The sequence below is a fragment of the Halobacillus litoralis genome (genome assembly GCF_020524025.1).
Taxonomy (GTDB): Bacteria; Bacillota; Bacilli; order Bacillales; family Halobacillaceae; genus Halobacillus; species Halobacillus litoralis_D.
The window spans coordinates 12,624-26,117 of record NZ_JAIVKN010000003.1; the positions used below are offsets into that span (position 1 = coordinate 12,624).

General features: G+C 36.3%; 9 protein-coding genes. 1 reads left to right on the top strand and 8 read right to left on the bottom strand.

The genetic code is table 11. The features are described from left to right. Position 1: 1 nt before the first annotated feature. The 6 genes from LC036_RS11665 to LC036_RS11690 all read right to left on the bottom strand — a co-directional run bounded on the left by LC036_RS11665 (position 2) and on the right by LC036_RS11690 (position 8,303). Entirely contained in the window at positions 2–3,400 is a 3,399-nt protein-coding gene (locus LC036_RS11665; RefSeq protein WP_226582584.1) for a hypothetical protein, read from the bottom strand. Continuing rightward, entirely contained in the window at positions 3,397–4,266 is an 870-nt protein-coding gene (locus LC036_RS11670; protein ID WP_226582586.1) for a DUF4007 family protein, read from the bottom strand. The genes LC036_RS11665 and LC036_RS11670 overlap by 4 nt, the downstream gene beginning before the upstream one ends. Before the next feature lie 394 nt (positions 4,267–4,660). Next, on the bottom strand, positions 4,661–5,215 hold the full coding sequence (locus tag LC036_RS11675) for a recombinase family protein (RefSeq protein WP_226582589.1): 555 nt from the start codon (positions 5,213–5,215) through the stop codon (positions 4,661–4,663). Between the two features lie 52 nt (positions 5,216–5,267). Beyond that, entirely contained in the window at positions 5,268–5,750 is a 483-nt protein-coding gene (locus LC036_RS11680; protein WP_226582592.1) for a replication initiator protein A, read from the bottom strand. 157 nt (positions 5,751–5,907) lie between these two features. Next, positions 5,908–6,834 carry a tyrosine-type recombinase/integrase gene (locus LC036_RS11685; RefSeq protein ID WP_226582595.1) on the bottom strand — a complete coding sequence of 309 codons (927 nt, stop codon included), beginning with the start codon at positions 6,832–6,834 and terminating at the stop codon, positions 5,908–5,910. Between the two features lie 248 nt (positions 6,835–7,082). Beyond that, complete coding sequence (locus tag LC036_RS11690) at positions 7,083–8,303, bottom strand: hemolysin family protein (protein WP_226582598.1); 1,221 nt, start codon at positions 8,301–8,303, stop codon at positions 7,083–7,085. A 399-nt stretch (positions 8,304–8,702) separates the two neighbouring features. Between LC036_RS11690 and LC036_RS11695 the strand changes: the two genes are divergently transcribed. Further along, positions 8,703–11,735, top strand: a complete 3,033-nt coding sequence (locus LC036_RS11695; protein ID WP_226582601.1) for an efflux RND transporter permease subunit — start codon at positions 8,703–8,705, stop codon at positions 11,733–11,735. A 66-nt stretch (positions 11,736–11,801) separates the two neighbouring features. Here LC036_RS11695 and LC036_RS11700 read toward each other — a convergent pair whose 3' ends face one another. Beyond that, the gene (locus tag LC036_RS11700) at positions 11,802–12,077 is read right to left on the bottom strand and encodes a hypothetical protein (protein WP_226582604.1); all 276 of its coding nucleotides are present in this window, start codon (positions 12,075–12,077) and stop codon (positions 11,802–11,804) included. Positions 12,078–12,093: 16 nt separating this feature from the next. Then, entirely contained in the window at positions 12,094–13,302 is a 1,209-nt protein-coding gene (locus LC036_RS11705) for a Bcr/CflA family efflux MFS transporter (RefSeq protein ID WP_226582607.1), read from the bottom strand. Positions 13,303–13,494: the final 192 nt, after the last annotated feature.

The following is a 13,494-nucleotide window of genomic DNA, read 5'->3' on the forward strand; positions in this document are numbered from 1 at the left end:
TTTATTTGTTTTCATCATAATAGTCCACCAACAATTTATATAATAATGCCTTAATTTCTTCTTTTGGTAACTTCCTAGCCATTAATTCTAAATCTGTTTTAACATTTGAATAAATGACCATACCCTTTGAGGAAAGTTCAGTTTTAGGTATTGCCATCGTCCTATCTTCAGCTTTAATTTGATAGTACTCTTCTTCTAAATGTGAAGATTCTACAAGCTCAACTGAAGACTTTATAGTTTTTGAAAAAACTTCATCTGTAGCATCCGACCAGTCTAATCTGTAAACGCCAACTAATTCTCTTGCTAGATTATCTATCCAGTTATCCTTATTAGATTGAGAAACTACTTTAAAAAACTTGTTATCAACTTTAATAATTTCATTTTGTTTTTGAACATATGATAATAATTCTTCATATGAACTAGTATTTGTTAAATCAAATATAGTGTTTTCTATTAATTCCATATGTCTGTCAGAATATTGTTCACATTCCTCTTTTATATTCTGAATAAGCTCTATATCTGGGTTTAATTCAAAAATTCCTTTCAAGGCCACATCTGGTTCAAACTCACCTTTCTTAATTAATTGTTTGAACATAACTGCCTCATTGGATAATTTGTTTGTTTTTTGAGTAATTTTAGGTAACCCTCTAAACCATTTTAATAACATTCTATTTATACGAACCGAGGGATGATAAGAAGAATCATATTCATCTTTAAATATTCCAAAACAGATGTCGATAATGTCGATAATCTCTTTATATTTATTCTCAACAACCTGATAAGAAAAAGTATAATTTTCAGGCATGTCCAACATTCTGTCATATAAAATATCGCCATCTAAATCATTAATGTATGACCCATCTTTATGATAGAACATAATGTATTTCCAATCATTTTTTAGAATAGCTGTCAGCAAAACAGGGATATTTGGTTCTCTTATTCCAAATGGTTTTTCCTTGAATATATTAATAAGGTCTAAGAAATCCCCTTGACCTGTCTTGATAATTTTTTTCAAAGCTTTCCTTAACTCTTTAATTTCTACACTTTCTTCCTGTTCATTAATCTTATTATTCTTAACAATTGAAGCATATATTAATTTAGCTGCTCCTTTAAAATTCATATCTTTTTTATTAATTATAGAATCTACAACTTCTTTAGCCGCATTTAATTGTTGTTTCGAAATTTTCCTACGATTAAAGGACTCATTATTAATAACTGGTGTTTGGTTGTATATTCCACCCATAATAACCGATAAGTTTTCACTTAAAGAGATTTTACTTTTAATCTTCAAATCTTCACCATCATGTATCCAATAGGAATTTTTGAACTCAACTATTGGTTCTAGGAGTTCTCTTGTTACAAATGTGAGGTTTTCTTTAATCTTCAACAATTCTTCTTCTACAATGGAATCCTCATTTAAGAAATACTTATCTTCTAACAACTGCTCAATAGCAGCAAGCTTTGATAAATTACCATCTATATCTCCGAGACTTTTCTTAGGTAATGCATATATAAGCCTTTGATTTTCTTTACTCATATTTAGTATCTTTTCTTTAACCACTTTCACTTCTTCATCTAGGAGTATATATAAGATTGCCATATCACCATCTAAATGTTTAGAGGCATATTCTAATGATAGATTACTAGCATAAACAGGATGAATTGTTGCAAATCTTATCATGTTTCTTTCATCATTATATCTCTTAGGGTAGGCAAATTTATTTTCTAATATATCATTTAATAATTCTAACCTTCTTAACTTTTTGAAACCTACTTTAAGTTTTTCATCAATTTTTTTATTTACATCAACGCTACTACCTTCAAATATCTCCCAGTTACTATCAAACAATCTATATCTTATTAGTTTTTTACTCTCTAGGATATTTATTATTTCATTAACTGTTTGTATACTCCATCCTAAAGAAAAGGCAATAAAATCCTTCGAAAGTTTTTGTCTACTATTCAAGTTTGCGATATCCCAAAGTGTTAGTAATCTTAATAGTTGTAGTTCAAGCTTTGATGTCTCTGATCGATTAACTTTCTTGTGAACTTTTAAATATCTAAGATAAGATTTACCAATAAGCGAATCATTCGAAAACTCTCTTATAGCTGGTTCAAAATATTTAAAGAGACTGTCAATGTAGTACCATGTATTATGGTCTTCAAAATATTTCTTCAATCCACCTTCTTCATTACTTTCAAGGAAGGTAAATAATGTTCTTTCATTTTGTGCTACTGCATTAGCTAACCGTGGTAGTGCAAACAGTGTTGCAGGATGTATAGGAAAGGACTTCTCTACAAGAATAGATTTTTTCTCTCTACCATTTAGCTCTGGAAATAAATCATACTTTATTATTTCACTTTCAAATTTATATTCCTCAGTATTATTAGCTCTATACTCAGACGTAACTTCGCTAGCAAGACGAATAAATGTCGCTGGATCACTGTGAGTATTGTACATTCTAAAACGACCTTGTATTCTATTGAATTCGTTTTGTAATTCCTCTCCATAACTAAGAAAGTATTGCTTTAGATTTCTATGCGTAATTAATAATACATTAAAGTTTTCACTTTCATGATGATCAGCTATTTCAGCAATATCCTGAATATCCTGCATAGCTTCAACAGTTTCATATTTATCAATACTTTGCAAGAATCTACCAAATTCATCATATACTAAGAAAATACCGAACCCTTTTTTGTCAAGTTCACTTAAGATATAAGACAGATCATCTGTAATATCATGGTCATATGATAGTGATAATTCTGCACCCGCAGTTAACATAGGATAACTCTTTTGGAACCATTCAATAGCATTAACATCATATGCTTCTATATCTTTAATAAATCTTTTAATATTCCAATTCTCTTTTTCTAGCATGTCATTAAATTGCTTATACGTTTCAAAAAAGTTATCTTCCCATAGTTTAATTATTGAATTAATCTCCCCCACAAAAGAAGGAATAGTAAAATCAAGATTGAACTTTTTTAATGTATTGTGTATAGATGAGATAACTACTTCTCGTAATCTCCCCTGTTTACCATTAATAACTACAGGTAAATAAACCTTATTCGTTTCTTTCATTTTATTAAGAAGTTCAATTATTGTACTTTCATCTGTATTTACCTTGTCAAACTTTTCTATAAGTTGATCTAAAATATCTGTATTCACATTTTTAGAAGCAATATTAGCGATTAAAGCTCCTATCATTGATTTTCCCGAACCATAAGAACCTACTAAAATATGGGATTTATGCCCCCCTGTAAAAAAACCTTGTAAAACACCCGACAAACTCTCTAGATGTGTTGGGGTAGGGATATATCTCTCTTGTATCCATTCACTGCCTAAATCAAGTTTAATATTTACACTTGATTTGAATTTACTTTTTGAAGTGATCATCGTAGTACCCTTTCTTTTCTAATATATTCTTCTTCTAAAAACTCAATAGGCTCTACTAAAGTTATTCTCACTATATCCAATCTATTTGTTCTGTCAAAATCAAGGGGATATTTAGATACAGAGGAAAGTTCTTCAATCGCTTTTACGATTTCACTTCTTTGAAGGTTAAACACCCTCCCCCATAACCCCTTGTTATTTTCTATTTCATCTATAGAAATTTCAGACTGACCGTATTGCATTAAAACATACATAAGCGCAATCAACCCTACTTCTTCGTATTTTGGTGAGGTTTTAAAAACTCTACCTTCCTTTTCTTCTAGTAACTTTAATAAGGCAAGTGGACTCTGAATAACTTCTTCAGGATCTTCTGATTTGTTTTTGGATACATATTGTTTAGTTAAACATTCAATATCTCGCTCCAAAGTATTAGTAGAGTTCTTAGATTCATAGTTTTTGTTAATCCATGTTATAAGATCATTTAAAGCCTCTTCTTTTTCAAAGGATTTCTTATCATACTCATTGAAGAGCCAATACCATGTTGTACAAGGTTCCTCTTTGCATACTAAGTTATAATGAATAATGCTAGCTGTATCATTTAACTCAATATAAGGGTCATACTTATCAAAAATCTCTCCAAATGCTGAAATCTTATGCACTACCTTGTTATCTTCATTCCGTTTATCTGTTTCACAAATACCGGTTGCAACTACCCAATGTTTAAGTGAATTTACCATATTTGTCCCTAAGCCGATTAACTCAGAAGCATCTTTATTATAAAAAAACCTGTTATCTTTTTTGATTTGTTGTAATGCTTTTCTTAACCAATATATCCTTAAATAAAAACTTTGATGTTGTCCAAAACCCACTAATTATCTCCCCTTAATTTCTGGAGAAGCGTCTCCAGAAAAATATCTTCTGTTATTTTACCACACTAGAAACATTATTTCAGGAGAAATTCTTGAAATTTTATCCATTTACACTCGCGAAATTATTAATAATTTTAGATGAAAAGTACCCATATTAGGTATCGCCTATCTTTTTAGAAAAAAAACTTTCTATAACATTAATAAACGAGGGAGGTTCATTCACACACCATGTCCCATCAGTTGAACTACAATTAACAATTTTGTTAAATAAAGTAAAAATGACACCGTTAAGGTGCCATGGTAACTTTATTAAAAATATGAGTTTATAAAATACTATAACAATAGTAAATTCTTTCACTTTTAAATACAAAATCAAATTTAGATTTTTCTTATACTACTTAACATTTGCATATATGGTACTTCGAGGTACACCGGTCATCTTTACAATATCATTAACACTAATTCTATTTTCTTCTCGATTAGCAAAAAGTTCCAATGCTCGTTCAATATTTTTTTTCGGCTGACCCGGTCTTCCCATATGCTTACCTTGCTTTTTTGCCCTCTCTCTTCCTTCAGCTGTTCTTTCATTAATTAAGTCTCTTTCAAACTCGCCAATTGCTCCAAGCATAGTGAACATTAATTTTCCTGATGGAGTGGAGAAATCTATTTGTTCCTTTAAGAAAACAAGACCAATGCCTTTCTCCTCTACCTGACTAGCAATGTTATGCAAGTCTTTTACTGACCGAGCAAGTCGATCTATTTTGGTAACAATTAGTTTGTCACCTTCTCGTAAATAATCTAACACTTCATGAAGAGCTTTTCGATTGCCTTTTGCACCCGACACTTTTTCCTCAAATACTTTTGTACAACCATATTCCTTTAGTAATTCAATCTGGGTTTCAAGTGACTGTCCAACTGTTGAAACTCTAGCATATCCTATTAAAGCCAATTAAAGCACCTCTGTCTAAAAGTCTAATATGTTTTATACATTTAATTATATACTAACTTTTATACATCTTACACAGCCGATTTTCTAATCTTTTATTTTGAATTTTCATTTGTACAAAAGTTAAATTTTTTAACTTCCGTTCTCCCTCAAGCATTTCAGCGTCTACTTTTTTAATTTTGTATAAATCTTCATCACTGTAATCAACTTTCAAAACATAAATTAAGTTCGCTTTATTAAGCCCAACTCGTTTTTCTTCTATCAACCCTAACTTATGTAATTCTTTTTTGGAAGTTATGAAAGTTGGCTCGGATATATTTAGTAAATCACTACCATGTTCTTTACTCATCCTGACATAATATCCATTTTCGTCGATCCAATGATTTTGCATTGAGAGCTGCAACCGATCAAGCAATACGATATAAAGCTTTAAAGCATTAGGTTTCATCTTCTTATAGCGTTCTGAAAGAATAAGCACTTTAGGAACCCTATAGAAAATGATGTTTGGTGTGTCCGATTCTGTGTAATACCTGCTCATTAACCTTTCCCCTTCTTGACACAGAAGAAAAAGACTTGCTATTATGCTTATATATAGAAGTTAAGTCTTCTGTGATTTGAATTTAGAGATGGTGAGCCGCCAAACTCATATGCCATCTCTTTTATTTATTTTATTACACGAACACACATTCGTAAAATTAAAGTTTTAGTCCCTTTAGAGCACCATATTGCTTATGTTTTTGTTCAATGTCTGGTCCCCATAGATTTACATATCTCTTTGTGATTGTCATATCACTATGGCCTAAAATGGTCATCAAAGTAAAAGCATCAACACCAGCCATTATCATTCTTTTTGCCATTGTATATCTAAATGTATGTGGACTTACTCTCTTGGTGATGTTTGCTTCATTGCCATACTTATAAAACCTTGTTTGGATACTATGCGGCTTAAGTTCATTTTCATCATGATTGATAAACAGCTTATCCGTTGCCACATTGCCTCTGATTGTTATATATCTTTTTAGCTGCTCTTTTGTCGTATCTGATAAATAAACAACTCTCTCAAAAAGATTCTTTGTCCTTCTTATAATAATTTTGTTATCTCTCACATCGTCAACTTCAATTCCTACTAGTTCAGACAATCGAACACCAGTATCAAGAAAAACCAATAATATTGTTTCATCTCTAAAACCAATAAAAGTTTTCTGTTTACGAATTGTCTTTACTAACAATTCAATTTCTTTATTATCTAATGTCTCAATGGTCTTTTGTCTATCTCTAAGCAATTTAATATTCTTCATTGGATTGCTATCAATTAGATTATCTTTGTATAAATAGTTATAAAACGCACGAAGAGCACGCAGCCGAGTATTTATAGTAGTTACCTTCATTAACTTTTTACTTTGAAGGATTAGCTCTTCAATATCCTTTTGACAGCATTTAACTAGTTCCTTTGAAATAAGTTTCTTTGCACCGTGAAATTCATTTTTATAATACTCAATTGTTGCTGGCCTTAAGTTTTTCAAATAGCAGTTCCTAAAGAATTTTTCAAAAGCTTCTTCATCACTAATAGCCTTTTTAATAATTTTTAATTCTTCTTCGGTTAATTCTTTACGTCTTCCCACAATAACAACCTCCTAAGCGCGGCACACGATTCGAGGCACACGATTTTTGATTATTTTGATCGTGAAAAACGCAAATAAAAAAACCTCAACATAATCGTTGAAGTCTTGGTATTACTGAGTTTATGATACCGGTGGCCGTAGTCGAACAGGCAATCAGTGAGGAACACGATTTTGAGTCGTGTTCCTTCATTATTATGGGTCTGTAAACCTATCAAACACCTCATAAAATACATTTCCAAACAAAATGCTTATTTAACAATCTGTATCTTCCTCAACATCCGACCCTCGATCTCCAGCACCTTAAAAGTAAGATTGTTCCTTTTCAGAATATCCCCTTCTTTCGGAAAATCGTTGAATTCCTTCAACAGATACCCGGCAAGCACATCTTCCTCTTCAGGGATTTCCGTGTCAAAAATGGAGTTCAGGCGACGAAGGGTGATTTTACCATCACAGATGATTTCGGTCTCTGTAATCTTATCGATGATTGAATCTCTCTCTACATCCATTTCATCTTCGATCTCAAGCCCGATCATGGCTTCAATGATATCTTCATGCGTCAGCACCCCTTCTGTGCCTCCATATTCATCAAGGACTATGGCCATGTGGTTCTTTTCTTTTGTCATTTTGCGGAACACCCATTCAATGCTGTGAAACTCATAAACTACAAGAGGATCCTTATAAGTAAAGTCCTCAAAAGGGCGTTCAGGTTCCATCGCCCATGAAATCAGATATTTGGAATGGAACACAGCAATAATATCATCAAGATCCTCACGGTATATGGGATATCTTGTGAATGGGTGCTGAATGACCATATCCCTCACTTCTTCAAAAGTTGCTTCTTCGGATATAGCGATCATATCTACACGCGGGGTTTTTAACACGTCTTTGACATTTAAATTATAAAAATCAAGCACGCCTTTAATCCGGTGCGATTCAGCTTCATTAAAGGTGCCTTCTGAATCAGCAATGTCGACCATAGTACGGAGCTCTTCCTTTGATATGGAAACATCCTTCGTTTCCCCTTTGGACAGAGCTTTTGTAATGGAGCGGGTCATCCAGTTTAAAACGATCGTAACCGGTTTGAATAAAACAACAAAGAAACGGATCACCGGTGAAACGGTCATTGAAATTTTGTCAGGGAATGTGGCAGCCACGGATTTAGGAATGACTTCCGAAAAAATAATAACCGTCACTGTAAGGATAACTGAAGCCCACCCAACGCTGAAGCCGTATTGAATCGCGAGCGTTGTGACAAGCGTGGGCAGAAGAATATTGGCGATATTATTTCCAATCAGGATGGTTGTAATAAACTCGCTTGGACGGGAAACCAGGTTCAGCAGCTTTTCCGCTTTTTTATCATTTTTGTTTACTTTTGCCTGCAGTTTCATTTTGTTGGCAGCTGTTAAAGCTGTTTCGCTTCCTGAGAAGAAAAAGGAAACAAATAGTAAGATGATGATCGCAATGATCACTTGAAAACTCCTCCTTGATTGTGGACATGTCGTTGGTTCATAGTCAGTTGCATGTGTTATAGATACGATTCGTTCGCTACACCTGTACCCTTTAACGTTGTTTCTATAACCCTCACGGCATTCCTTCATGAACAGATCTGTTCGAACACTCTGATGAATAGATAAAGGCTCTTATTCAAAAGTACGTATAAAATCAGCGCGACTAAAAATAAGCCTCAAGACTTAGGTGAATTTCAGTCCCGCGATTAATAAAATAATTAGAGCGAATTCGTATAATGAAAGAGAACAAAGAATCACCTATATGTTAAATTCATCAAATTTCACAGTAAAAAAACCTCACTTTTTGGTGAGTTACAGATATAGTTCGTGTACTAATTTTACAAAGGAGGTATTTTACCCATGAGAGGACTACAGTTCATTTTAAAAAGAAAAATATTGATTGGACTTTTGTCTACGCTTATTGTTATTGTCGGGGTTTGTGGCATCCTTCATTTAGATGAGGAATTACTTCCGGCAGTTTCAATGGACGGTGGCTATATACAAGTCGATGCTGGAGAAATGCAGGCCTCAGAGGTGGAAAGATCCATTACAACACCCCTGGAAAGACAGCTTGAAGGTGTGGAAGGGATTAAGGAAATCAGCTCCACTTCCTATACTGGTCAAAGTTCGATTCAAATGACGTTTGACCGTGGCAAAGGTGAAGAAGCGATGAAAGAGGCAGAATCGGCCGCCAACCAAGTAACATCAACGATTAACAGCATTGAAAGAGTCGACTCCGGACAGTACGGCACAACCCAGAGTTATCAATTCTTCTTCGATATTTCCGGTGATGATAAAGAAGAAATGACCAAATTTGCAGAAGACATCCTGGAACCACGCTTAGAAGAGCTGCCTGAAGTCCGTGATGTGGACTTATCCGGTGTTTTAAAAGAAGAAATCCTTATTCAATTCGATCAAAAAGAATTGGAGAAGCAGAACCTCAACGTTAATAACATCCTTCCTATTATACAGCAATCCAGTAAGGAACAAACCCTCGGCACACTCTCAGGAGAAAAAGGCAGTCCATCCATTCGATGGACGTCTGATTCTGAAAGTATACAAGATATAGAAAACATCAACATCCCTACACAGCAAGGTGCAGTTCAATTAAAAGACCTGGCTTCTATTGAAATTCAGCCTAAGGAACAGTCTTCCCTTGTATGGAAAGGTGGAGACAATGACTTTATTTTTGCACAAGTGGGCAGTGCCGAAGACTCAACAGACATTGAAACAGCCGCAGCCGTTCGATCTGAAATTAAGGCAATGAAAAAGGAAGGTTTGGCAGAAGGGATAAATCTAAAAGAAATTGTCGCACAGGCGGATTATGTAGAAGACTCCATCAGTGGAGTAACCAGCAATATTCTCATTGGTGGCGTTATAGCTGTGGCCGTCTTACTCCTCTTCTTACGAAATATCAGGGCGACATTAATCGTTAGTATCTCTATTCCCACATCCATTTTGTTAACGATTGCGGCAATATGGATGTTTGATTACAGTTTAAATATACTCACCTTGATTGGTTTAGGACTTGGTATTGGTATGATGGTGGATTCATCTATTGTTATCCTGGAATCCATTTATCAAAAGAAAGAACAGGGACTCAAGGGCATGGATGCGGTTATGCAGGGAGTTCAGGAAGTAGCCAGCGCCGTGATCGCTTCCATGCTTACGACGATTGTCGTCTTTCTGCCAATTGGATTGCTGGGTGGTGAGATGGGACGCTTCATGATTGTCTTATCCATTGTTGTGGCGATTACTCTCATAAGCTCAGTCATCATCTCCTTTACACTCATTCCGTCTCTTTCTGAAAAGTTCCTGAAAGTAAAAGAAAGGTCTAAAATAAAAGGGGACGGTCCAATCATCCGATTCTATGAAAAGATGGTGAGCTGGACGGTACAGAAGAAGCGTCACAGCCTGGTTGTATTAAGCTTCTTTCTAATTCTGTTTATCGGTTCTCTCTTCTTAGTTACAAAAATACCAATGACCATCATGCCTGATATGTTTAACCGTTATTCAGAAGTGATGGTTGATGTGGAAGAAGGTATCTCTTCCTCTGATAAGAAGCAAATCATTGAGAAGATTCATACAAAACTTGAAAATGTTCAGGATATTGAATCAAGCTACATTCTGGATAATGGTGACTTCCTTTATACGCTCATTAATATGACAAAAGGAGAAGAGATTACGAAAGAACAGAGCGAAGTAAACGAAGACATTCTGAAATCACTTCGTTCTTTAGAAGAAACACAGCCAATAAATAATGTTGCTTCCGTTATGGAAGGTGGCGGTGGCTCTCCCGTTCAAGTGCAAATAAAAGGGGAATCCTTTGAGGAATTACAGCAACTATCTTCGGAGTTTAAGGAAAAACTTGAAGAGATCGATGGGATTGTGGCTGCACACACTTCTATGGATCATGCTTCCAAAGAACAAGTGGTTGAATTAAATCACATGGAAATCGAAAAGTTCGGACTGAACGATTCTACTATACGTCAACAGATGGAACAGGCGTTTCTTGACCAGCCGTTAGGTGAATGGAATTTAAACCAGGAATCCGTTCCCTTAAGAGCTGCCTGGCAGGAACCTACCGTATCTAAATCTGCGCTTTTTGATTGGTCGATTCCAACAGCGGATGGCAAGAAAGATCTGGCAGCGTTTATAAATTTGAAGACTGTTGATACGCCAAACGAAATCAACCATATAGATGGCGTACGCTATGCGACCGTATCGGCTGACATTGAAGGCCGTGATTTAGGTGCGGTCAATCGGGATGTCCAAAAAGCGATCGAATCCTTTGACTCACCATCCGGATATACTCTCTCATTAGCGGGTGACTTAGAACAGCAGCAGGAGTTAATCCAGGAAATGATTGTGATATTCGCCATTGCCATTTTCCTTGTTTACCTTGTGATGGCTGTCCAATTTAACCATTTATTCCACCCTTTGATTGTCATGGCCGTCATTCCAATGACCATTGTTGGTGTCATTTTAGGATTGTTTATCACCCAGCAGGAACTAAGCGTCATGTCTGCGATGGGTATCGTAATGCTGATCGGGATTGTACTGAATAACGCGATCCTTTTCATTACAAGAACCAATCAACTGCGCAATAGAGGATCAGATGTAGAGACTTCCCTGATTCAGGCAGGGAAAGACCGGATCCGTCCCATCTTTATGACCAGTCTTACAACAGCTGGAGGAATGCTTCCGCTTGCTCTTGCTACAGGATCAGCCGGTAATTATCAAGCCCCGATGGCAACTGTGATTATCTCTGGTCTGCTATTTGCAACATTCATTACGCTGCTATTAATCCCGGCTGCCTACCGGATTTTTTCTAAGAGAAAGAGAAAAGTGAACAAAGGTATGGATTCCCTCCCTGAAGAACCAGCGATATAAACAAAGGCGCAGCCTATAGGCTGCGCCTTTGTTTTATTATCCGTTTACTCTTGACCCCGGCAACCATCACCTGGAAAATACAAGACACTGCCAAGCCAGAATACCAATACCGGCAGTCATTAGAAGTAAATCGAAAACAGCCAGCTTCTTGTTCCCTTCTCTACGATTAGAAATAAAGTCAAACAAAATCTTAACAACCCAGAAGATCAACAATAACCAGGCACCAATATAATCATTGTATTGATCTTCATCAACATACGTAAATATCGTTAGGAAAAGGATAGAAGCAAGACTAACCGTGTAAATTCTTTTCAATCCTTTTTTGGAAGCTTCATTTTTCAATGGAACCCTCCTCGTTCTACGCAGCTGCATGCATACTCTTCTTCGTTAAGGTAAAGAAGAACGTGGCACCAATCGAAGAAGTGGTAAACAGGATTGCCCCCATCGGAACAGCTGTCGTTTCATCAATTCCGACTAACGGGGATACCATCGCCCCGAAAACCAATGGCAGCATCCCGAGTACGGCACTGGCACTTCCCGCACGGTGTCCCTGATGTTCCATCGCAAGGGTAAAGGTACTTGTCAAAACCATTCCCATCGCTGTCATATAAATAAAGATTGGAATGACGATTGAGAAGAGTGGTCCTTCAATAATCGTCATGACTAAAAGAAAAGCTGTAGCACTGACAGCGACAAGTACAGCTGACCGAAGCAGGCTTCGCTCATGAATGATCCCTCCCAGCCTTCCAATCAAGAAGCTTCCGGTGATAATGGCCAGGCCGTTAATTCCAAACAATACGCTGAACACCTGCGGAGATACATCATAAATTCCCTGGTAAACAAACGGTGTTCCTGATACATATGCAAAACTTCCACCGTGCACAAAACCGATTGTCAACGCGTAACCAATAAATGAGCGGTCCTTCATTACACGGCCGATGGTCAAGATCGATTCTTTAACCGAACTCGGTATTCTCTTTTCAGCCGGAAGTGTTTCAGGCAATTTTCCCGAGACGGTCAAAACGATGAGAACACCTACGATACTAAGAAAGAAGAAAATGGTTTCCCAAGTAGCAAAAGGCAGCAGCAGAATCGCTCCCCCTGTCATCGGAGCAATCATGGGCGCTGTCGCATTAATCACCATTAACAGGGCGAAAAACTTCGTCAGCTCCCTGCCTGAAAATACATCGCGGACAACTGCACGGGAAAGCACAACCCCGGCAGAAGCTGTAAAACCTTGAAGAAAGCGTGCCATTACTAAAACGATAATGTTGGGAGCGAGTGCACAAAGAAATGACGCTGCTGCAAAGAGGGAAAGGAAAATGATTAAAGGCTTCTTCCTTCCCTGGGAGTCACTGATTGGACCGACGACCATCTGCCCGACGGCAAGCCCAATTAAACAAGTGGTTAAACTAAGCTGCACGAGAGATGCATTCGTTTCCAGATCGGAGGCGATCCCCGGAAAACTAGGCAGATACATATCAATATTCAGCGGACCTAATATACCAAGCATTCCGAGTAGAAAGGCAAGGCCGATCCTTTCTTTTCCTTTTGGATTATGTAACATGTTGCAAAACACCTTTCTGTTCCTGTCTAGACTTTATATCCATGTTTTTTCTTAACCTATTTTTTAAAACTTCCAACCTATGATTCTATCTTGAATTCCTCTGGAAGTCTATTTTTACGCATAAAAAAAACCTCCCCCATTTATGGAAGGAGTGGATAGTTTATTTTAGATCAAAATGTTCGTATATAAAAT